Origin of the sequence: Vibrio sp. 10N.261.55.A10, from assembly GCF_041470825.1 — a bacterium.
Classification (GTDB): domain Bacteria; phylum Pseudomonadota; class Gammaproteobacteria; order Enterobacterales; family Vibrionaceae; genus Vibrio; species Vibrio crassostreae_C.
In genome coordinates, this window is record NZ_JBFRNC010000062.1 from 28,161 (window position 1) to 50,439 (window position 22,279).

The 22,279-nt window shown below is 45.2% G+C and carries 17 protein-coding genes; 13 read left to right on the forward strand and 4 right to left on the reverse strand.

Features of this window, described 5'->3' with window-relative positions; all coding sequences use genetic code 11:
• Position 1: 1 nt before the first annotated feature.
• The 3 genes from AB4274_RS18730 to AB4274_RS18740 form a co-directional block, all read right to left on the reverse strand.
• Complete coding sequence (locus tag AB4274_RS18730) at positions 2-1,522, reverse strand: tripartite tricarboxylate transporter permease (RefSeq protein WP_012603793.1); 1,521 nt, start codon at positions 1,520-1,522, stop codon at positions 2-4.
• Between the two features lie 10 nt (positions 1,523-1,532).
• The gene (locus AB4274_RS18735; RefSeq protein WP_004733594.1) at positions 1,533-2,033 is read right to left on the reverse strand and encodes a tripartite tricarboxylate transporter TctB family protein; all 501 of its coding nucleotides are present in this window, start codon (positions 2,031-2,033) and stop codon (positions 1,533-1,535) included.
• 245 nt (positions 2,034-2,278) lie between these two features.
• Complete coding sequence (locus tag AB4274_RS18740) at positions 2,279-3,250, reverse strand: tripartite tricarboxylate transporter substrate binding protein (RefSeq protein ID WP_372112901.1); 972 nt, start codon at positions 3,248-3,250, stop codon at positions 2,279-2,281.
• A 499-nt stretch (positions 3,251-3,749) separates the two neighbouring features.
• On the opposite strand from AB4274_RS18740, the gene AB4274_RS18745 reads away from it, so the two are divergent.
• From AB4274_RS18745 to AB4274_RS18795, 11 genes are all read left to right on the forward strand, one after another.
• Positions 3,750-6,923, forward strand: a complete 3,174-nt coding sequence (locus AB4274_RS18745) for an HD domain-containing phosphohydrolase (protein ID WP_372112903.1) — start codon at positions 3,750-3,752, stop codon at positions 6,921-6,923.
• 392 nt (positions 6,924-7,315) lie between these two features.
• Complete coding sequence (locus tag AB4274_RS18750; protein WP_372112916.1) at positions 7,316-8,035, forward strand: GntR family transcriptional regulator; 720 nt, start codon at positions 7,316-7,318, stop codon at positions 8,033-8,035.
• Between the two features lie 96 nt (positions 8,036-8,131).
• Positions 8,132-9,028, forward strand: a complete 897-nt coding sequence (gene prpB, locus AB4274_RS18755; RefSeq protein ID WP_017062292.1) for a methylisocitrate lyase — start codon at positions 8,132-8,134, stop codon at positions 9,026-9,028.
• A gap of 146 nt (positions 9,029-9,174) precedes the next feature.
• On the forward strand, positions 9,175-10,389 hold the full coding sequence (prpC, locus tag AB4274_RS18760; RefSeq protein ID WP_372112904.1) for a 2-methylcitrate synthase: 1,215 nt from the start codon (positions 9,175-9,177) through the stop codon (positions 10,387-10,389).
• A gap of 101 nt (positions 10,390-10,490) precedes the next feature.
• Positions 10,491-13,127: a Fe/S-dependent 2-methylisocitrate dehydratase AcnD gene (acnD, locus tag AB4274_RS18765; protein ID WP_372112906.1), complete on the forward strand. Its 2,637-nt coding sequence runs from the start codon at positions 10,491-10,493 to the stop codon at positions 13,125-13,127.
• Positions 13,128-13,136: 9 nt separating this feature from the next.
• The gene (prpF, locus tag AB4274_RS18770) at positions 13,137-14,309 is read left to right on the forward strand and encodes a 2-methylaconitate cis-trans isomerase PrpF (protein ID WP_372112918.1); all 1,173 of its coding nucleotides are present in this window, start codon (positions 13,137-13,139) and stop codon (positions 14,307-14,309) included.
• Positions 14,310-14,427: 118 nt separating this feature from the next.
• Positions 14,428-16,332 carry a propionyl-CoA synthetase gene (locus tag AB4274_RS18775; RefSeq protein WP_372112908.1) on the forward strand — a complete coding sequence of 635 codons (1,905 nt, stop codon included), beginning with the start codon at positions 14,428-14,430 and terminating at the stop codon, positions 16,330-16,332.
• Between the two features lie 147 nt (positions 16,333-16,479).
• Entirely contained in the window at positions 16,480-16,926 is a 447-nt protein-coding gene (locus tag AB4274_RS18780; RefSeq protein WP_050648228.1) for a hypothetical protein, read from the forward strand.
• A 236-nt stretch (positions 16,927-17,162) separates the two neighbouring features.
• The gene (locus AB4274_RS18785) at positions 17,163-17,564 is read left to right on the forward strand and encodes a glycine zipper domain-containing protein (protein ID WP_004733606.1); all 402 of its coding nucleotides are present in this window, start codon (positions 17,163-17,165) and stop codon (positions 17,562-17,564) included.
• A gap of 215 nt (positions 17,565-17,779) precedes the next feature.
• Complete coding sequence (locus AB4274_RS18790; protein ID WP_009846623.1) at positions 17,780-18,259, forward strand: GNAT family N-acetyltransferase; 480 nt, start codon at positions 17,780-17,782, stop codon at positions 18,257-18,259.
• Positions 18,260-18,345: 86 nt separating this feature from the next.
• Positions 18,346-19,758, forward strand: coding sequence for an NUDIX domain-containing protein (locus AB4274_RS18795; protein WP_029235369.1), 1,413 nt, complete (start codon positions 18,346-18,348; stop codon positions 19,756-19,758).
• A 100-nt stretch (positions 19,759-19,858) separates the two neighbouring features.
• On the opposite strand, the gene AB4274_RS18800 is transcribed toward AB4274_RS18795, so the two are convergent.
• Positions 19,859-20,668: a Cof-type HAD-IIB family hydrolase gene (locus AB4274_RS18800; protein WP_017062301.1), complete on the reverse strand. Its 810-nt coding sequence runs from the start codon at positions 20,666-20,668 to the stop codon at positions 19,859-19,861.
• A gap of 184 nt (positions 20,669-20,852) precedes the next feature.
• Here AB4274_RS18800 and queE point away from each other — a divergent pair, with 184 nt between their 5' ends.
• On the forward strand, positions 20,853-21,521 hold the full coding sequence (gene queE, locus AB4274_RS18805) for a 7-carboxy-7-deazaguanine synthase QueE (RefSeq protein ID WP_346762947.1): 669 nt from the start codon (positions 20,853-20,855) through the stop codon (positions 21,519-21,521).
• Positions 21,522-21,579: 58 nt separating this feature from the next.
• Positions 21,580-22,275: a 7-cyano-7-deazaguanine synthase QueC gene (gene queC / locus AB4274_RS18810; protein WP_243583528.1), complete on the forward strand. Its 696-nt coding sequence runs from the start codon at positions 21,580-21,582 to the stop codon at positions 22,273-22,275.
• Positions 22,276-22,279: the final 4 nt, after the last annotated feature.

Genomic DNA, 22,279 nt, shown 5'->3' on the forward strand with positions numbered 1-22,279 from the left:
TTTACACTTCTACTGGCTTCGCTCTAAAACTCTTAAATAGTTTCACTAGAATCGGGCTAGACAGCACCAATACCGCCAGAATAGTGAAGGTCATCGTAATAGGGCGTTCCCATAAGAAGTTCAACTCACCATCGCTGATCATCAATGCTCGTCTTAAGTTCTCTTCCATCAAGCCGCCCAATATGAAGCCTAACAGTAATGGTGCCAATGGGAAGTTGGCTAGCCTTAATGCTATCGCAGCCATCGCCACCAGTAGCATCACAAATACGTCCATCGTGTTGAATGACACCAAGTACACGCCAGTGATTGAGAAGAAGATAATCATTGGCAGTAGAACCGTTCTAGGTACCGCTAGCAGTTTAGAGATATATGGGATCAACGGTAGGTTTAAGATAACCAGCACGATGTTGCCAAAGTACATCGAGATAATCACCGACCAAAATACGTCTGGGTGTTCAACGAACAAGCGAGGACCAGGCTGAATACCGTAGGCAATCAATGCACCAAGCATAATCGCAGTTGTACCAGAGCCCGGAATACCCAGCGTTAGTAGCGGAACGAATGAACCACTTGAAGCGGCGTTGTTTGCTGATTCAGGAGCAACAAGACCACGGATACTGCCTTTACCGAACTCTTTCTGCTTGTCTTTTGGCGCGAGGCTACGCTCCATACCGTAGCTTAGGAATGCCGCAATAGTGGCACCTGCGCCCGGTAGAACACCGGTAAAGAAACCGAGAATAGAAGATCGAATTGAAACTGGTGCCACTTCTTTGAACTCTTCTTTGGTGACCTTCATGCTACCAATATCCGACATCTTTTGGCTTTCTTCCGCGCTGGTGTCTTGCTCTGGTTTTAGAATACCCATCAAGGTTTCACCCAGTGCGAATGTTGCCATCGCTAATAATAGGAAGCTAAAGCCATCCATCAGATCCGTAAGGCCAAAAGTGAACCGTTCAACGCCAACACCTTTGTCGATACCTACAGTTGATAGCATCAAACCAAGAATAGTCATCATCCACGCTTTGATTACCTGACCTGGGCCTGCAAACGCCGCTACAGCGGATAGACCTAATAGCATCAATGCAAAGTAGTCTGAAGACTGGAAGCTCAGTGACACGCTTGCTAGAGCCGGTGCGGCAATCAAAAGCATGATTGCTGACAGCGTACCGCCAGTGAAAGAAGAGTAAGCCGCGAGTGCAAGTGCTTTACCTGCTTGACCTTTTTGAGCCATCGGGTAGCCGTCAAACGCGGTTACTACCGTTGACGAACAACCCGGAGCATTGATTAAGATTGATGACGTAGATCCACCAAAAACCGCGCCGTAATACACACCAGCCATTAAGATGAGGCCAGAAGAAGGGTCTAAGCCGTATGTAATAGGGATCATCAACGCAATGGCTGAAATTGGTCCTAATCCCGGAAGCATCCCGATAAAGGTACCGACGAAGCAACCCACGATGACCATCATGATGTTCATTGGCATCACAGCGGTCGAAAGCCCTTGTAAAATTCCGTCTAACATAATGTTATCCCTACCAAAGAGTGAAGATTAAACCAGGCTCTAGGTAGATATCTAAGCCTTGAGTTAATAAAAGAAAGAACGCGATAACGAAAGGAAACGACGCACCAAATAAGACAGCTTTGCGGCGCTCACCCAGTAGGTAAAAGCCTGCAAGTAAGAAGAAGCTGGTTGCTAAAACAAAGCCAAGATAAGTCAGTCCAACACCGTACAGAGCCATTAACACCAAGAAGCCAATAAGCAGTTTCCAGTTCAGCGGCGTAGTGTCGCATGTAACTTTTTTATCCGGCTGTCCGGTTATAAGCAGGATCAACGAAAGGCCAATGCCGATAAACGTTAGCAGGATAGGTAAGGTTCTTGCTGTGAAGGGTTCGTACTCGTCACCGGGGAACAAAGGAATCAGCGTGGTTTGGTAGCCATAGCATAAACATGCAAGCATAAAGAGCATGGCTCCGATGCGATCCTTCGAAAGCAAAGATTCCTTACTCAGAAATTTGGTTGGTAAGTCCGACATATCCAACTCCATTTGGGGTGGTATAAAAAGTAAAAAAGCCGTACATGAGCGAGTCAATGAAATGTCTGGGATCACTAACCAAAGGTAAGCGAATTACGGTACTGGTTTATCAGCCACTTGCGTTTACAACGAATCGGCAAGCGTTAGTAATACGTCTACGAATAAACAAAGGAGTTTGAAGTTAACTCATGCACGGCGAAACAAGGAAAGAGTAAGAGGGCACATAGGCCCTCTATGGTTGTTGGTTATTTCAAGAAACCAAGCTCTCGCATTAGGTCGCCCATCTGTTTTTCTTGATCTTCTAGGAAGGCGTAAAAATCTTTGTCAGCTTTGTAGTTGTCGATCCAACCGTTACGGTCACGAACCACTTGCCACTCATCGGTTTTGTACATTTTGCCAAGCGCTACATTCCACTCGTCAATTTTTGCTTGGCTTGTACCCGGTGCCGCAAAGAAACCACGCCAGTTAGCAAATACTGTCTCGTTGCCGTATTCAGTCAGTGTTGGGATGTTAGGCGCAGCGTCAAGACGCTTTGGAGCCGTCACAGCAAGCACTTTTACTTGGCCAGACTTAGACATCTCTAGTACTTCACCAAGGCCTGTCGAAAGCAGCTGTGTTTCGCCAGAAAGCAGTGCCGCCATCGCTTTACCGCCAGCATCGTAGGCAATGTAACGTACTTTCTTCGCATCAAAACCTTCGCCTTTGAACGCTGCCGCTACTACAAGGTGGTCCATGCTGCCACGAGCTGAACCGCCAGCAATCTTCACTTTACGTGGGTTGGTTTCGAATTCTTTAACGACGTCTTCCCAAGTGTTGTACTTAGAATCTGCAGACGCGACAATTGCACCGTAATCGGCAATGGTTGCTGCTACAGGAGTTAGGTCACGGAAAGATTGAGGGAAAATCCCGGTCAACGAGCGTACAACGATAGGAGTCGAGTTAACCATCAGTGTATCTTCCTGACGCTTAGCGGTTTCGATTAGATGAGCAATAGCTTTACCGCCACCACCACCAGACAAGTTTTGGAAAGAGACATTTTCTACGATGTCTGATTTCACCAATACATCACCCGTACCACGAGCTGTCATATCCCAACCACCACCAGCGCCGCCAGGGATTAGGAAGTGGATTTTTTCTACGTCAGCAGCAAAAGTGTTGAAAGAAAAGGTTGCTGCGATGATAGAAGCCGCAAGAGTAGGTTTCAGTGCCTTGAACATGGTTCACGTTCCTTATGTAGGGGATCTCTTCAATGGAGAGAAACTTATGTTTTATTTCCAGCTACTAAACAGATGAGTAGGATATTGCTTAGCAGATGAAGCTAAAGTTAACGGTGTGTTAATGAAATGTCTGTAATGCGGCGATATTGAGAATAAAGAACATTGGATTAATATTGTTCATAAAGTTCACGGTAACGTGTTTTTGTCCATTTACTGTTGAATGATATCTGGATTCTAAAATCGTAGTTATTGTCTCAGAATGATTGAATTCATTGACAAAGGTTGGATTTAACTAGCGTTTTCTACTCGAGTGCATTGGTTGTTGGTCTATATTGTTAGATGTGACTACGATAACTATTTCTGCAAAAGAGTCAGGTGTATAGAGGTGTTAGATTTTAGATGTGGAATAATGAGTTACTATAGTTGATATGCAACTTAAGCGGTATTGATTGCGCTAGGCTGTTAACTTTGGAGTTGGCGATTATTCAAGGATGAAATAATGGCATTAAAAAAAATTTCGTTACGATTTACTGTTGGAGGAATGTTTTTACTCGCGACATTTCTTACCGCTGTTGTTGCGGTTTCACTGCAATATTACTTCAGTAAAAAAATGGCGACTGAGAATACCCTATCAAAGTTGACGATGGTGTCCCAAGAGCTGAGTAACTATATCGGCGCGGTTGATTCTGACGCAGCCAATACCGCGCGTTTACTTTCTTCAGTGAAACGTTCTATAAGTAACAAAATATCGAAAGAAGAGTCGCGTACTATTCTTTCAGAAGCAATTAAAGATAACCCTCTCTTTTATAGTATTTACATTGGCTCGTCTAATGAAAACTTCTTCCAAATTATTAATCTAGAATCTGCCCCTGTCGTTAGAGAAAAAATCGGTGCACAACAAACGGACCGTTGGGTTGTGGTTGAGATTCAAAATATAGGGCAGGAGCGAGTCCGGACAACGAAATACTTTGACCAAGAGTTTTCCCTCAGAAGCTCAACTACGGAGCAGAGCAACTACCTTCCAACTACTAGGCCTTGGTATGTTTCTGCTAATGTTCAGTCGGTCGAAAAAACTCAGCCATATCTTTTCCAGCATTTACAAATTACCGGGCAAACTTATTCTTTAGCGTTTGATTCAAAAATAGAATCTGAAGTTCAACATGTGATTGGTATTGATATTGTGTTGTCTTCTTTGGCTAGCAAACTATCAAGTACGGCGCTTGGCTTAGCAGAAGACAGTAAGGTTGAGTCTTTCTTATATTCGAAATCGGGTAATATTATTGCGTCTAACCTCAAGGTTAACAATCAGGAATCGGAGTTTGATGTATCAACATTGATGCTATCGTCTGAGCAGCAAGCCTTGATTAACGATACCCCTCCGCTGTTAGTGTCTAATCAAAATGATTGGGGGCCGATGGACTTTTCAGTGGCGGGAAAACCAAACGGCTATGCGATAGACCTTCTTAAAATGATTGGTGAGATGACAGGGATCAGGTTTGAATTTGTTAATGGTTTCTCTTGGGGCGAGCTTGTCAGTAAGTTTCAAGAAGGAAGTATTGATGGCCTGCAATCGGTTCAAAATTATAAAAATAATGGCATAGATGGCCTATACACGACTCCAATTTATGAATTGCCATTTTCTGTCGTGACAAGGGTCGGTGCGAAGGTTGTCACTAATTATGCCGAGCTTGAGGGTAAAAAAGTTGCCATTTTATCTGGGTGGTCAATTATTCCTAAGTTAAGAGAGGACTTTCCGAACATTGATTTAGTTGAATTTGAAAACCTAGAGTCTGCATTTAATTCAATTGAAAGCGAAGAGAACTTTGCTTTCTTAGAAGCAGAACCCGTACTCTCGTTTGCATTAGATAGGTTTTTCCAGCCAGGCCTTGTTGTCAATGGGACTCTAGAAGATCTAAAACAGAACTACTCAAACCAATTCCACTTGGTGCTGCAGAGCAAGCATAAACAATTGCTCCCAATCATTGATCAAGCTATCAGCAAGTTAAGTGGTGAACAACTTGATGCCTTAGCGAAAAAGTGGCTGCATGATACCGGCTTTAATACGAATACGACGGTTCCTTATACTGAACTTTATGATTTGACTAAGGAAGCAACGGTTGAAGGCAGTATGGTAAGGGTAGAGTGGAATGGCGAGATCAAACATCTCTATTTAAAGAAAATAGACACGGGCGAACACTACTCTGAGTATTTTGCGGTATTGATTCCCGAATCTGAAGTCTTCAGTACAGTCAATAAACGTCTAGCAACCTCTGTTGGTGTAACGGTGTTACTGATGAGTTTGACGTTGCCTATTGCTTGGGCTTTTGGTGCGCCGATAGTGCATCCAATTCGCCAATTAGAGGAAGAGACTCATAAGGTTAAGCTGCGTGATTATGACAACGTGACAATTCTTGATACTCGAATCAAAGAAGTGTGGGAATTATCTGTTGCTGTAAAAGATATGGCTATGGAGATTAAACGACATGAACAGATGCAAGAGGCGTTTGTTGAGTCGTTTATCAAGCTCATCGCTCAAGCGATCGATGATAAGTCCGCTTATACGGCAGGGCATTGTAATCGTGTACCAGAACTCGGCTTGATGCTGGCTGACGCGGCGGAACAATCGCAGTCTGAGCACTTCAAAGACTTTGAGTTTAAAAATGATGACGAACGCCGTGAGTTTAGAATTGCGGCTTGGCTTCATGATTGTGGCAAGATCACGACACCGGAACACATCGTCGATAAAGGTACGAAGTTAGAAGCGAACTACAACCGAATCCACGAGGTGAGAACTCGATTTGAAGTACTTTGGCGTGATGCGGAAATCACCGCTTTGAGAAAACAACTTGATGGTACGCTATCAACGCAACTGATAGCCGATGAACTTACGGCAACGAAGCAGCAGCTACAAGATGACTTTGCCTTTATCGCTACGTCGAACGTTGGTGGTGAGTTCATGAGTGATGACAAAGTCACTCGTATTCGCTCGATAGCTGAGACGACCTGGACGCGTCACTTTGATGATCAACTTGGTCTATCACCGATAGAGGCAATGAATCGAGAGCCGAGTTCAAGTTTACCAGCCACAGAACCACTTTTGAGTGATAAGCCAGAGCACATAGTGAAAAGAGATAGGCCGTTAGAATTTGACCCGAAACATCAAATTAAAATGGATGTGCCTGAGCACTTATACAACCTAGGCGAAGTCTACAATCTGAGTATTGCACGCGGTACATTGACTGCTGAAGATAGATTTAAGATAAACGAGCACATGCTTGGCACGATTAAGATGCTTGAGAACCTGCCATTCCCGAAAGAGCTAAGTCGTGTTCCTCGCTACGCTTCAACTCACCATGAAACACTTAAAGGTACAGGGTATCCAAGGAAGCTGACTGGTGATGACCTTTCAATCCCAGAACGTATTCTGGTGATCTCCGATATTTTTGAGGCGTTAACTGCTGCGGATAGGCCTTATAAGAAGGCGAAGCCAATCAGTGTTGCTGTCGACATCATGTACAAAATGGCGTTGGACGAGCATCTCGATATCGAACTGTTTAGATTGTTCTTAACCAGCGGTACTCACCTGCGTTATGCAGAAGAGTATCTCAAACCGGAACAGATTGATTTCGTTGATATCAACAAATACCTAGAAGTTACTCGTCAGATAGCTTGATTAAAGGTTGGCTTGTTAGAACGGGTTCGATGAATGAAAGGCGCACATGAGTGCGCTTTTTTATATCTGTTTATCGGTGAGCTGGTGGATAGATACGAAGGGGGCTGCTTTTGACAAGTTTCGGCTATAAGTTGTCGACATATCGATTTCAAATGATTTTAGGGTAGATAGGGGGTTAGTGACTCTTACTCTGATTAAATCGATAAATAACAGATGGTTGAGTTGTTTGTAGTGTCCTTTTGGATTAGTTTTAATCGTCTATGAAAAATACTACCTTAGTCTAAATTGTCGACAATTGGCTTGATTGTCGACAATTTAATCGTGTATTTTATGTTCATGTTATGAAAATGTTTACAATTAAGGCTCAACAGTCAGAAGTGAGCAGCGTGAATATGAATACTGCGATAAAAGATCTCACCTTAAGTGCAAACACGAAAACTCGTGTGAGCGATAAAGAAAACACCAAGTCAGAAAACCTAACGGAATACCTCGTTGAGGCAATTGTTAACGGTGAATTACCTCCGGGCAGTAAGATCTCGGAGCCTGAGCTGGCCAAACGCTTTGAAGTAAGTCGAGGTCCATTACGTGAAGCGATAATGCGTGTGGAAGGACTTGGCCTGATAGAACGTATTCCACATGTTGGTGCGCGAGTTATTACATTCTCAGCAGACAAACTACTTGAGCTTTACGCGGTGCGTGAAGCATTAGAAGGCATGGCTGCTCGATTAGCGGCGAGACACATCACACAAGAAGAGTTGATCGGGCTTGAAGGCTTATTGTCGACACATTCTAAACATATCGATGAAGTAGAAGGCTCTTCTTATTTTTATCAACATGGGGATTTTGATTTCCATTACCGCATTATCAAAGCGAGTCGTAACAGCAAACTCATTTCGCTGCTGTGTGATGAGCTTTATCATCTATTACGCATGTACCGCTACCAATCGCCTAGAGCACAGTCTCGACCAAAAGAGGCGCTTGATGAACATAAATATATCCTACAAGCAATTCGTAACCGTGATGAAGAGCTAGCAGAAATGCTAATGCGAAGACACATCTCGGGTAGCCGATTGCTTATAGAGCAACAAATTCAATCCAAAGATCTTGATTAACTGGCGACTGGTATTTGCCAGCGGTTCTTCGCTGGCGAGAGCTAAACATCAGTAGTCATAAAGATTAGAAATTAACAATTAACAAGGAGCGTCATTATGAAGTTATCAGCAGGAGCTAAGTTCCGACAAGCTGTGCAAGACAACGATCCATTGCAGATTGTCGGCACGGTGAATCCGTATTGCGCGATGATGGCAAAGAACTTGGGGCATCAGGCGATCTATTTGTCTGGTGGAGGTATCGCCAATGCGTCTTACGGTTTGCCTGATTTAGGTATCACCACATTGAACGATGTGTTGGTCGATGTTGAACGTATTACTAACGCATGTGATCTGCCATTGCTAGTGGATATCGATACGGGTTTTGGTGGCGCATTTAATATTGCACGTACCATTCGCGCTATGGAGAAGGCAGGCGCAGCAGCAATCCATATGGAAGACCAAGTGGCCCAGAAACGCTGTGGTCATCGACCAAATAAAGCGATTGTAAGTCAGCAAGAGATGGTCGATAGAGTCAAAGCGGCAACCGATGCTAGAACCGATGAAAGCTTTGTGATTATGGCACGTACGGATGCATTGGCGGTTGAAGGCATTGATAGCGCAATTGAGCGAGCGATAGCTTGTGTTGAAGCGGGCGCAGACATGATCTTCCCTGAGGCGATGAATCAACTCGATCAATACGTGAAGTTCTCGGCAGCGCTGAAATCAGCAACGGGCAAGCACGTGCCTATTCTTGCGAACATCACTGAATTTGGCCAAACACCACTCTACAGCTGTAACGAGTTAGCCCAATCAAGTGTCGACATGGTGCTTTATCCATTGAGTGCGTTCCGTGCGATGAACAAAGCGGCGGAGAATGTTTACAAACACTTGTTAGTTGAAGGTAATCAAGAAGCTTTGTTGGATTCAATGCAAACCCGTAAAGAGCTTTACGAACACCTGAATTACCACGACTACGAGAACAAGCTTGATCAGTTGTTTTCAAGCGAAGGGTAAACCGGTTTCAATTAATCAAAAATTAACTTAATCCAATAACGTGAAATGGTTAGTCGCCATATCCAGTACCGATGATAAAGATCATCGGATACATAAACAGGCAGCACCAAAGAGTGCAGGCGACTAACACAGAAAAGGAGTTCACCATGTCTGTATCTTTGAGTGATAAAGTAGCTGTCGAAAAGGCTTCAACAGAAAACCAACAACAAAGCGAAAAACCCGAAATCAAACCAGCTAGCGCACCTGCAATCGGTGGTGCTGGTCTACGTGGGCAGAGTGCGGGAACCACGGCGCTATGTACGGTAGGCCAGTCAGGAACGGGTTTGACCTACCGTGGCTATGACATAACCGACCTTGCTAATCATGCTCAGTTCGAAGAAGTGGCGCATCTGTTACTAAGAGGTCATTTGCCCAGTGAAAAAGAGTTAGACGATTACAAAACGTTGTTGATTGGTTTGCGCGGCTTGCCTCAACCTTTGAAAGCAGCACTAGAGCTTATCCCTGTAGACGCTCATCCAATGGATGTGATGAGAACGGGTTGTTCAATGCTAGGTAATCTAGAGCAAGAGTCTGATTTTTCTGAGCAACTCCCCGCGACCGAACGAATGCTCGCACTTTTCCCTGCGATTATTTGTTACTGGTATCGCTTTAGCCATGATGGCGTGCGCATTGACACTGAAGATCAAAGCGAAGCGTGTCTGGGTGGCTACTTCTTGAAGATGTTAACGGATAAAGCGCCGAGTGAACTTCACAAGAAGGTAATGCACTGCTCGCTCACCCTGTATGCGGAACATGAGTTTAATGCTTCGACTTTTGCCGCTCGTGTGTGTGCATCAACCCTGTCTGATATCCATTCGTGTGTCACCGCAGCGATTGGTACGTTGAGGGGCCCTTTACATGGCGGTGCGAATGAAGCCGCGATGGAAATGATCCAAGATTGGCAAACCGCCGATGAAGCGGAAGCGAACATCATGAATATGCTCGCCAACAAAGACAAAATCATGGGCTTCGGTCATGCCATTTATCGTGAGAGCGACCCACGAAATGCTCTAATCAAGCGTTGGTCAAAAGAGCTTGCTCAAGAGGTGGGAGATGAACAGCTTTACGCCGTTTCAGAGCGTGTTGAAGCGGTAATGAAGCGCGAGAAAGGGCTGTTCTGTAATGCGGACTTCTTCCATGCATCGGCTTACCACTTCATGGACATCCCAACCAAATTGTTTACTCCTATCTTCGTGATGAGCCGCCTTACTGGTTGGACGGCACACGTATTCGAGCAAAGAGAAAACAATCGAATTATTCGTCCAAGTGCAGACTACACCGGGCCAGAGCATCAAGACTGGCTACCAATCCATTTACGTTAGTCCTCTATATCGAGCCGACTTATATCTCGAGGTGACTTTTCTCTTCATGTGATAAGGCCTCGAGAACCAACGAATAGAATTTAACAGATAATGGTGGATGTATGTCTGATGTAAAACTTGAAAGAAACCAAGAGCTTGATGAAAACAAGTATCGAAAGGTTTTACCGGGAACGGGTTTAGAATATTTCGACGCTTGCGAAGCGGTAGAAGCAATATCCCCGGGCGCTTATAAAACCTTGCCTTATACGTCGCGAGTGTTGGCAGAGCAATTAGTAAGACGCTGTGATCCTGAAACCCTTGAAGACAGCTTAAAACAGATCATTGAACGCAAGAGCGACTTAGATTTTCCTTGGTATCCTGCGCGAGTGGTGTGTCATGACATTCTAGGTCAGACCGCTTTAGTTGATTTAGCTGGCTTACGCGATGCGATTGCCGACCAAGGCGGAGACCCTGCCAAGGTGAACCCCGTTGTCGAAACTCAACTGATTGTTGATCACTCTTTGGCAGTGGAACATGCCGGGTTTGATAACGAAGCATTTGATAAAAACCGCGCGATTGAAGAGCGCAGAAACGAAGACCGTTTTCATTTTATTGAATGGTGTAAAACCGCGTTTAAAAACGTGAGTGTGATCCCAGCGGGTAACGGGATCATGCACCAGATTAACTTGGAGAAAATGTCTCCAGTTATTCAATCTAAAGAAGGCATCACGTTTCCTGATACTTGTGTTGGTACCGATAGCCATACACCGCACGTTGATGCTCTGGGCGTTATTGCGATTGGTGTGGGCGGCTTGGAAGCTGAGACAGTGATGCTCGGTCGTCCGTCGATGATGCGATTGCCTGATATTGTAGGCGTTAAACTGACGGGTCAACGACAAGAAGGGATAACTGCAACGGATATTGTGCTTGCGATTACTGAGTTCCTTCGCAATGAGAGAGTGGTCTCAAGCTATTTGGAATTCTTCGGTGAAGGGGCTCGTGCACTGACCATTGGTGACCGCGCAACCATCTCCAACATGACGCCAGAGTATGGTGCAACAGCCGGTATGTTTTACATCGATGAGCAGACCATTCAATACCTGAAGCTCACCGGTCGAGAGCCTGAGCAGGTTGAATTAGTTGAACGCTACGCTAAGCAAACCGGGCTATGGGCTGACGATCTAGACTCTGCTCAATACGAACGTGTATTAGAGTTTGATTTATCGAAGGTAGAGCGCAATCTTGCAGGGCCATCCAACCCCCATCGTCGTTTGCCAACCAGAGAGCTGGCTGAACAAGGCATCAGTCAAGCATCTTGGAAAGAGCAGCATGCTAAGCAGTACAGCGATGATCAGATGCCCGATGGTGCCGTAATCATTGCGGCAATTACTTCTTGTACCAACACCAGCAACCCAAGAAACGTAGTCGCCGCAGCATTGGTGGCTAAGAAAGCTAATCAGCTTGGATTAGTTCGTAAGCCGTGGGTGAAAACGTCATTTGCGCCGGGCTCTAAAGTTGCCAAGCTCTATCTTGAGTCGGCAGGTTTGCTACCTGAGCTGGAACAATTAGGCTTCGGTATCGTCGGTTATGCGTGTACTACCTGTAATGGTATGAGCGGAGCCCTAGATCCTGCTATTCAACAAGAGATCATCGACCGCGACCTGTACTCTACTGCTGTGTTGTCAGGGAATCGAAACTTTGATGGTCGAATCCATCCTTATGCCAAACAAGCGTTTTTAGCCTCACCGCCATTGGTGGTTGCTTATGCCTTGGCTGGCACGATTCGCTTTGATATCGAGAAAGACAGCTTAGGCACTGACAACCATGGTAAGCCAATCTACTTAAGCGATTTATGGCCGAGTGATGCCGAGATCGATGCTGTTGTCGGTGAGCATGTTAAGCCTCAGCAATTCCAACAAATCTACGTAAAAATGTTCCAGCCAGACGAGGAGCAGGTGACTACTGAACCGCTTTATGACTGGCGACCTCAAAGTACCTATATTCGCAGGCCACCTTATTGGGAAGGTGCTCTTGCGGGAGAACGAAGCCTATCTGGTATGAGACCTTTAGCGATTCTGGGTGACAATATCACTACAGATCACTTATCCCCTTCAAATGCGATTCTCGCTTCGAGCGCTGCGGGGGAATATCTCACCAAAATGGAAGTGCCGGAAGAGGACTTTAACTCTTACGCGACCCATCGAGGCGATCACTTAACCGCGCAACGAGCAACATTCGCCAACCCTAAGCTGTATAACGAAATGGTTAAGGACGCTGGAGAAGTTGTGCAAGGTTCACTAGCAAGAGTTGAACCAGAAGGTCAAGTTACGCGAATGTGGGAAGCGATAGAAACCTACATGAACCGTAAACAGCCTTTGATTGTCGTGGCGGGTGCCGATTATGGACAAGGTTCATCACGTGACTGGGCAGCCAAAGGGGTGCGCTTGGCGGGTGTTGAAGTGATTGTTGCCGAAGGCTTTGAACGAATCCACAGAACCAACTTAGTTGGAATGGGTGTGTTGCCTTTGCAGTTTAAAGCGGGAACCAATCGCAATACCTTAGAACTGGACGGCACCGAGCTTTACGACGTGTACGGCGACATTGAAGCAGGGTCTGATTTGGCTCTAGTCATCACTCGTAAAAACGGTGACAAGCTGGATGTTCCTGTGACCTGCCGACTAGACACGGCAGACGAAGTGAATGTGTACAGCGCTGGTGGCGTATTGCAACGTTTCGCTAAAGACTTTCTCGCACAGTAGGAGCTTATGATGACAAATAAACAGATAAAAGTACCTGCTACCTACATGCGGGGCGGAACAAGCAAAGGCGTTTTCTTCAACTTAAGTGACTTACCTGAGGCTGCGCAAGTTGCCGGAGAAGCTCGAGACGCATTACTTCTGCGCGTGATTGGTAGTCCAGATCCTTATGGCAAACAAACCGATGGCATGGGTGGTGCAACATCCAGTACCAGTAAAACCGTTATTGTTTCGAAAAGTAGTAAAGCCGATCACGATGTTGATTACCTATTCGGCCAAGTAGCAATAGACCAGCCGTTCGTTGATTGGAGCGGTAACTGCGGCAATCTGTCTGCTGCAGTGGGCCCATTTGCTATTCATAGTGGCCTAGTCGACTCGAATCGTATTCCAGAAAACGGTGTGGTCGAGGTGCGAGTATGGCAAGTGAACATAGAGAAAACCATTATTGTTCATGTACCTATCGCTGGTGGCGAAGTTCAAGAGTTAGGTGATTTTGAACTCGACGGTGTGACTTTCCCCGCCGCTGAGATCCAAGTTGATTTCCTAGACCCCGCCGATGCGAGTGGCTCTATGTTCCCAACAGGGAATGTTGTCGATTTTTTAGATGTTCCCGATCTGGGTTGCATCAAAGCGACATACATTAATGCTGGGATACCCACCATTTTTGTTGATGCTGAATCGGTTGGCTACCAAGGCACTGAACTTCAGTCAGATATCAATAGTGATACCAAAGCCTTGGCTCTGTTTGAATCCATACGAGCACATGGTGCAGTAGCAATGGGTCTTATTGATTCTTTAGAACAAGCTGAATCATGTCAACATACACCTAAAGTCGCGTTTGTTGCTAAGCCTCAAGCGTACCAAGCTTCCAGTGGTAAGTCGGTTGCTGTCGAAGATACTGACCTTCTGGTGCGTGCTTTGTCTATGGGGCAACTGCACCATGCCATGATGGGTACGGCTGCGGTTGCTATTGCTTCAGCGGCAAGTGTTCCTGGCACCTTAGTGAACTTGGCAGCCGGTGAGGGAAGTCGTGATTTCGTGACCTTTGGACACCCGTCAGGAACCTTAAAGGTAGGTGCGAAAGCGCTGCAGGCCGAAAGTGGGTGGAAAATAGAGAGGGCGATTATGAGTCGTAGTGCCCGAGTGATCATGGAAGGTGCCATTCGTGTGCCTTTTCCCAAGTAAAGCGATTGTCGTGAACGGTTAAATGTTCACGAATACAACGCTGAGAAAAGAGTGCACCCAAGTGAAACTGTTAAAAGCTAGTCGCTTGGACTAATGGATAAATCATGGAGGAGGCACTATGTCTGCTACGAATCGAATGACTAGAAAAACAGATTACATCACCGAGTATCAATGGGCGAGGGAAGACCCAAATTCGTTTTGGGAAACACAATCACAAGCGATAGATTGGTTTGAACCACCAAAAACGATATTACAAACTGACGATAACGGAATTGAGCGTTGGTTTCCTGATGGGGTGATGAACACCTGCTGGCTCGCGCTGGATTATCATTGTGAAAATGGGCGAGGTGACAATACCGCACTGATTTACGACTCTCCAGTTACAGGAACTCAATCCTCGTACACTTACAATCAATTGCGTAACCAAGTGGCTAAAGTCGCTGGTATGTTAGCCACGCAAGGCGTTACCAAAGGTGATCGTGTGGTGATCTACATGCCAATGATTCCTGAAGCGGCGATGGCAATGTTGGCCTGTGCACGACTAGGTGCAGTGCATTCGGTGGTGTTTGGTGGTTTTGCCCCTCATGAGCTTGCCGTTCGAATTGAAGATGCCGAGCCCAAGGTGTTGATTACTGCATCCTGCGGTGTCGAGATAAATAAAGTCCTGCCATATAAGCCGATGGTCGATCGCGCGATCATGGACAGCCGATGGAAGCCTGAGAAAGTGGTGGTATTCCAAAGAGAGCAGTCTCTAGCCGAATTGAACAACGAACGTGATGTACTTTGGCAGCAAGCTGTTGAGGATGCTTTGCCTCACGTATGTGTGCCTGTTCTAGCGACTGACCCACTATATATCTTGTATACATCAGGGACGACGGGTAAGCCAAAAGGCGTGGTGCGCGATAATGGTGGTCATGCGGTCGCGATGAAATACTCGATGAGCACTATCTACGATATGCCGCAAGATGGTGTGTTTTGGGCGGCTTCTGATGTCGGCTGGGTAGTGGGGCATTCCTATATTGTGTATGCGCCATTGATTCATGGTTGCACAACCATCTTGTTTGAAGGAAAGCCAGTTAGAACGCCAGATCCGGGGGCATTCTGGCGTGTGTGTGAAGAGTACAACGTCGATGTGTTATTTTCTGCGCCAACGGCATTTAGAGCTATCAAGAAAGAAGATCCTGAAGGCGAGTTACTCACCAAGTATGACTTATCATCGCTCAAGTCGATTTTTATGGCGGGAGAGCGTTTGGACCCGCCAACATTGGATTGGGTTGAGTCTCATACCAATAAACCGGTTATTGACCACTGGTGGCAAACCGAAACGGGTTGGGCTATTTCTGCCAATCCGACAGGGCTGGAATCTTTGCCAGTGAAAGCAGGTTCTTCAACTAAGCCTGTGCCCGGTTACCAAGTCGAGATTCTTAATGAATTGGGTGAAACGGCACAGCCTAATCAGCAAGGCTTTGTTGCACTCAAACGTCCACTACCACCCGGTTGTCTGCCAACGGTTTGGCGTAATCATGATCGATTTGAATCTGGCTATCTGAGCCAATTCCCAGGCTATTATGTTTCTGGGGACGGTGGCTATCTCGATGAAGATGGGTATCTATTTATTATGGGCCGTATCGACGATGTGATAAACGTAGCGGGACACCGTCTGTCGACTGGAGAAATGGAAGAGATCGTGGGTGGTCACCCAGCCATTGCAGAATGTGCGGTAGTCGGGATTCACGATGACTTGAAAGGACAACTTCCTTTAGGTCTAGTTGTGTTAAAAGATGGCGTAAAAGTCGATGGCATTGAGTTGCAAAGGGAATTGGTTGGCAAGGTTCGTAATGAGATCGGCGCGGTAGCTTGTTTTAAGCAAGCCTTGGTTGTTGAGAGGTTACCTAAGACACGCTCAGGTAAGATCTTACGTAGAACGATCCGGCAGATCGCAGAAGGTGAACAATATGTGGTGCCTTCAACTATTGACGACCCTACCAGCTTAGCTGAAATTGCTGAAAAGCTCGGCAAATAGACGTCGCAGTTTAGGTAATCTCACCTTCGGCTTGTTGATTTATACATAATCCGGCGTGATGGTTTACCTAAACTCTACTTTATTCATCCGCTTATCCATTGCGTTTACTATGACCTCATTATGAATCCCACATATTGAGGTCTTTTTATGCGAGCTTACTTTTTGTTGATTGCTTTATTGGTCAGTGGTGCTGCTAGTGCCAGTATTTCAAAGGATGAAGCGAGTAGAGCGTTGTTAGAACCTTTGAGTCATCCCAAGGTATTTAAATGTGTATCAAAGACTGGCGTCGATCTCTATCAAGCGGTTTTTGATATTGGTGTGGGATATGAAGCCGACCCTATTAACTCGAAGATGATCGTTAATTCAAGGAAAGGCCGCTACGAATATCAAATCTTAGGCGCAGTAAGGTCTGAAAGAGCTGGTGAAATTGTCGTGTTAACTCGCCATGTGGGAGACGGTGTTAAAGTTGCGGCTATGATTGATGACGAAAATGGCAAGATACTGGGGATCGGCGATAAAAATCATTATCGAGATTGTGGTGTTAGGCCACCACCTAGCGTAGCAAACATGCAAAACTTTTGGTCTAAAGGCTAAGAGATATGTGAAAGGCAAGAATTATAGAGAAAGCTCGATTGAGGCGACCTTATTGGTCGCCTTTTTTGTTTGTCAGGCTAAAGCGAGCTCAAAGATATATATCAATAAGCACTTATGCGATGGTTGAATGATACATAACTGAACATGATGTATCGTCTAAACGTGGCTTTATTTATCTCATTAACGGTTCTGCTTAAGATGGCTCTACTCCAAACGAAGAACTAAGCGAGACTCCTATGAAATTCACTAAACCTTTTCTTTTAGCGACACTGATTGTGACTCTTTCTGGTTGCGCATCACCAGCAATGGATAACGAAAATGAGAATGCTGCACGTAATCGTGGTGCTGTGGGCGGTGCTTTATTAGGAGCGACAGCTGGCGCTCTAACTGGAGATGCGAGCTTAGCCGCGAAGGGGGCTGCATTGGGTGGTGTGACTGGTGGTGTTGCTGGTTCAATGAAAGATACGGATGATGCAAGAAACGCACAACGAACCCAAGTTACTGCTGATGGTCTAGCGCAAGACAATCGCACTGATGCAGAAAAGCGAGTTGCGGAAGTAGAGGCGGAAATTAAGCTTATTGAACTGGAACAACAGCTTGCTGATCTCAAAGAAGAGAAAGAAGATAACGGTGCATAAAGCTGAAGCTACAGCAAAAGCCACAGCAAAAAACATAGCTTCGATATTCGTTTAATTCAAAATCATTCAAACAGAATGGCCACGTAATGTGGCCGTTTTTGTATCTAAAATACACACTTCAAACAATGAATTAATTCAATAACTTGTATAGATACTCACGCCAAGTACACTAGACTCAGTTTAGATATTAATTTGGTTTGAGAAGCGCAATAGTCATGAATGTCACCTTAAGGGCCGCAAAGCACGCGGATTTAGAACAACTTAACGAGTTAATGTTCGATCTCCACCATCACCACCACCTTGCTAGCCCAGAGCACTTTAAAACGGCAGAAGAGATTGAGCAGGAAAAAAGCATTGCACGATACTTGGATGACCCTGAATGTTTGGTTTATGTGGCATTAAAAGGAGAGCTCATTGTTGGCTTTATCTCTGGGCATTTTTGTGAGCTTATCTCAACGGTCAGCAAACCAGTGCCGATGGGAAGTGTCGATGAACTGTTTGTCTTGCCTGATTATCGAAAAGAATCGATTGCTGAAAAGTTGTTTAACAAAGTTGAAAGTACTTTTGATGATTATGGGGTTGAACAAGTCTTTGTAGAAGTTTGGGACTTTAACTCGCCTGCCAAGGACTTCTATCAAAAAATGGGGTTCACACCTCACATTCAATGGATGAGGAAGGCTTTGCACAAAACGTAGACAGCGATTTTGTGTGGCTTTGATTACAATAGTTCAACTGCAACAGCAGTCTTCAATATTCTTCTATTATTTTTTAGGTAAACTCGTTGGTTATTCGATATTTATTAGTTTTCATACTGTCTCTTTTGAGTACTACTTCCGCTTGGGCAAACGACACTTTGCCCGATCATATCGCGGGCGCCTTGTGTGTAGTACGTGCTGATAACCAAATCGTGTTGGTTGATGAGTTGATCACCGGTCAATTGTCTCTACCGGGAGGCACTGTTGTTTCAGGTGAGCCGCCAGCCGTCGCGGCGCAACGTGAAACGTGGGAAGAGGCTGGTTTGTCGGTAACGGTCGGTGATGTGCTAGGTTATACCGACAGTGCCGTCGTGTTTGATTGTATTTCTGACTCTGAAGTGATCAGTTACAAGGCTCGAAATGAGTTAGGTGGCTTTGAGCTGCCGATTTGGTTTGCTCCTCATTATGGCGTGGAAGTCAGCCGAGCGATGTTACTTCCTCCTACTGAATTGCAAGATCACCAATACCGCTACCCAGAACAGTGGTCTGAGATTAACGAGCTGTTTTTATCTGCGACAGATCAACCGGTGACGTATGTGACTGAGCTGGTGGGCGCGGCACCCAAAGTCCATCAAGTTGAATTAAATTGGATTGTGTCACTTCAAAACACGTTCGATAAGATGCCAAGCGTATTTGCGAATACTGTGCTTTTGACTGACTTGTTGGCCAAGCCATGGGTCTTCATTGTGATATTGCCGTTAATTGCTTGGTACTTTGGCCGTAACTTCGCGTTGAAGTTTGGCTTCACTTTGATCTCGGTGACACTACTTACTTTAATCGCGCACCAAGGTTTTGGTTTTCCACGTCCACACGCTTACATGCCAACATTGAAACTGGTGATGAGCAGTGGGTATAGTTTTCCAAGTCTGTTGGCTGCCTTGTGGGTCAGTTTAACCTTGTTAGTCTTTTGGAAACTAAAGCGCCTCTTGGAGCAAAAAGCCATTCTGGTAGTGCTCGCTGGCCTGCTGTGGATCATGCTATTTAAGTCTTATTCAGGTAGTGCGTTTTTTAGTGATGTATTAATGGGTGGCGTATTAGGCGCTTTAACGACGTGGCATATCGTGAGATTAGACGCGAAACCGGATGTTGATATTAGCGCCTTATTGAGTTCTAAAGGTGTTTGGTGGGCATTGTGCTTACTGTCGATTGTTCTGACGGTGATATGGCCACTGCCAACATTCTCATTCTGGGTGGCGATTTTGATGACGATTGCATGCCTAGTGACGTTAACAGACTCGAAACCTTTGGTTGGTCAGTTCTCATTCAAGATCGTTCTTGGAGTGATGGCGATGTTGTTAGCGGGAAATCTGCTGATTAGCTGGGCTGGAAGCTTTGTCTCTTTCAGCGGTATTGCTTCATTTATTGTTGAAACGTTACGTTTCCCAATCTTGATTCTGTTTGGTGTGGTGGCATTTCGTCTGCCATGGAAAAGAGAGTAAGCGACTCGACTAACACAAAATCAAAAAGGCTGTGCAGTGCACAGCCTTTGTCATTTCTGAAACAAGCAAAAAGTAATTCTTATTAGAACCTGTTGAGCGTTTATGAGTTGAAGATAAACTTCTCAATCGCGACCGCTACACCATGGTCGTCGTTGCTAGCTGTGATGTGATCCGCCAGTTTCTTGGTTTCTTCCATTGCGTTTTCCATTGCAATGCCAAGGCCTGCGTATTCAAGCATATGGTGATCGTTTTCAGCATCACCCATGCAGATGACTTCTTCCGCTTTAATGCCTAAGTGTTTCGCTATCGCTTCAATACCGACACCCTTGTTTGATTTCGGGTTTAGGAACTCTAAGAAGAATGGTGCACTTTGTACGATAGTAAACTGAGTCTTAAGCTCTTGTGGCAACTTACCGATGATTTCAGTCAGCTTGCTTGGTTCAGCGACAATCATAGTTTTGATGATTTCGTGGTCATCTTCTAGTTGAGAAAAGTCGAACTCGGTTATATCTAAGCAATTAATACGCGCTTCAATACCAGTGTACTCATTGTTCTCAGGTGTGATTAAGCCGTGGATCTTGCTGAAAGCATGGACATAACCACCAAGCTGTTCAGCGAGGGCAGCAATCTCTTTTGCGGCTTTACCGTTGCTGATCTCACTGTGAATGATCTCTTTTGTCGATACGTTCTGAACCATAGAGCCGTTGTAGAAGAGTACAAAGTCATCTTCGCCGTCAATCGAAAGCTCATCTAATTTGCTTTGCATGCCTTCTAAAGGGCGACCAGAAGCGAGAACTACTTTCACACCTGCAGCTCGTGCTTTGGCGATTGCGTCTTTGTTCTCTTGAGAAATCACTTTTTCACTGTTGAGTAGTGTGCCATCCATATCAAGAGCAATCAGTTTGTACATGTTGTTCCTTACTAAAAAATTAAAAGCTAACGAAATCTATGGGCGAAAGGATAAGGGAACTTGAAAGTTCAGGCTAGGGCTTTGATCAACTCATTTATCAGTACTCATTTGTTTGACCAAAAGGGGGAAGTGCTTTAAGGTCTGCGGTTGATTAATTTCATCAAATGATTGAGCTGAGGGAAAGTTGTACAAGATTAATGAAATGTTTGAAACCATTCAGGGTGAGGGCGTGTTTACTGGCGTTCCCGCTGTTTTTGTTCGTCTGCAAATTTGCCCAGTGGGCTGTTCTTGGTGTGATACCAAGCAGACCTGGGAAGCGTTGCCAGAAGAGGAAACCAGCCTTGGCGATATTATGGTTAAGACAGAAGATTCACCTACTTGGTCAGCAATCGATGCTCAAGGAATCGTGAATGAATATATCAAGCAAGGTTACACTGCTAAGCACATTGTGATTACTGGTGGTGAGCCATGCATTTATGATCTTGTTCCTCTTACTGAAGCGTTTGAGCAGCACGGTTGTCGCTGTCAGATTGAGACTAGCGGAACATCAGAAGTTAAAGCCACACCGGACACTTGGGTTACGGTGTCACCGAAAGTGGCGATGAAAGCGAAACTGGAAATCTTAGATAGCGCCTTGCAACGTGCTAACGAAATTAAGCATCCAGTAGGTACAAGCAAAGACATCGAACAACTTGACGGTTTATTGGAGCGAGCAGCAGTTCCTAACGACACTGTTATCGCTCTGCAACCAATCAGCCAAAAAGACCGCGCTACTCAGCTTTGTATTGATACCTGCATTGAGCGCAATTGGCGCTTATCAATACAAACTCACAAATATTTGAGCATCGCATAGGTTGTATTTTTACTGGGCAAGATAAGTCGCTAGTAGAAGGTTCTCGTAAGGATTTAAGATGAAAAAAGCAGTGGTAGTATTCAGTGGTGGTCAAGACTCAACAACGTGTCTTGTTCAAGCATTAAAAGAGTATGATGAAGTTCATGCGATTACGTTTGATTATGGTCAGCGCCATAGACTCGAGATTGAAGTTGCTGAGTCATTGTCGAAAGAGCTTGGTGTGAAAGCGCACAAAGTGATGGATGTGACTCTGTTGAATGAACTGGCTATCAGCTCTTTGACTCGTGACGATATTCCTGTGTCTCATGAGCTGCAAGAGAATGGGCTGCCGAATTCATTCGTTCCTGGTCGTAATATTCTATTTCTGACTCTAGCGGGTATTTACGCTTACCAAATCGGTGCTGAAACCGTGATTACAGGTGTGTGTGAAACAGACTTTTCTGGTTACCCTGATTGTCGTAATGACTTTGTGAAGGCGATGAACTCTGCGCTTGTACAAGGTATGGACAAGCCGCTTGATATTAAAACACCGTTAATGTGGCTCAACAAAGCTGAAACATGGGCGTTGGCCGACCAGTACTCAGCACTTGAGCTTGTTCGAAATAAAACACTGACTTGTTACAATGGCATTGTCGGGGATGGTTGTGGCGATTGCCCAGCGTGTGAACTGCGTAAAGTTGGCCTTAACGATTACCTAGGTGATCGTGAAGGTATTATGGCTGAGTTGGTTCGCAAACAGACTGAGAATAAATAACCTC

Excerpts from the sequence above, each read along its gene's own strand:
- AB4274_RS18735 (WP_004733594.1), bottom strand. The coding sequence starts at position 2,033 with ATGTCGGACTTACCAACCAAATTTCTGAGTAAGGAATCTTTGCTTTCG.
- AB4274_RS18800 (WP_017062301.1), bottom strand. The coding sequence starts at position 20,668 with ATGTACAAACTGATTGCTCTTGATATGGATGGCACACTACTCAACAGT.
- queC (WP_243583528.1), top strand. The coding sequence starts at position 21,580 with ATGAAAAAAGCAGTGGTAGTATTCAGTGGTGGTCAAGACTCAACAACG.
- AB4274_RS18775 (WP_372112908.1), top strand. The coding sequence starts at position 14,428 with ATGTCTGCTACGAATCGAATGACTAGAAAAACAGATTACATCACCGAG.
- acnD (WP_372112906.1), top strand. The coding sequence starts at position 10,491 with ATGTCTGATGTAAAACTTGAAAGAAACCAAGAGCTTGATGAAAACAAG.
- AB4274_RS18730 (WP_012603793.1), bottom strand. The coding sequence starts at position 1,522 with ATGTTAGACGGAATTTTACAAGGGCTTTCGACCGCTGTGATGCCAATG.
- AB4274_RS18780 (WP_050648228.1), top strand. The coding sequence starts at position 16,480 with ATGCGAGCTTACTTTTTGTTGATTGCTTTATTGGTCAGTGGTGCTGCT.
- prpF (WP_372112918.1), top strand. The coding sequence starts at position 13,137 with ATGACAAATAAACAGATAAAAGTACCTGCTACCTACATGCGGGGCGGA.
- prpC (WP_372112904.1), top strand. The coding sequence starts at position 9,175 with ATGTCTGTATCTTTGAGTGATAAAGTAGCTGTCGAAAAGGCTTCAACA.
- AB4274_RS18790 (WP_009846623.1), top strand. The coding sequence starts at position 17,780 with ATGAATGTCACCTTAAGGGCCGCAAAGCACGCGGATTTAGAACAACTT.
- prpB (WP_017062292.1), top strand. The coding sequence starts at position 8,132 with ATGAAGTTATCAGCAGGAGCTAAGTTCCGACAAGCTGTGCAAGACAAC.
- AB4274_RS18785 (WP_004733606.1), top strand. The coding sequence starts at position 17,163 with ATGAAATTCACTAAACCTTTTCTTTTAGCGACACTGATTGTGACTCTT.
- AB4274_RS18750 (WP_372112916.1), top strand. The coding sequence starts at position 7,316 with ATGAATACTGCGATAAAAGATCTCACCTTAAGTGCAAACACGAAAACT.
- AB4274_RS18740 (WP_372112901.1), bottom strand. The coding sequence starts at position 3,250 with ATGTTCAAGGCACTGAAACCTACTCTTGCGGCTTCTATCATCGCAGCA.
- AB4274_RS18745 (WP_372112903.1), top strand. The coding sequence starts at position 3,750 with ATGGCATTAAAAAAAATTTCGTTACGATTTACTGTTGGAGGAATGTTT.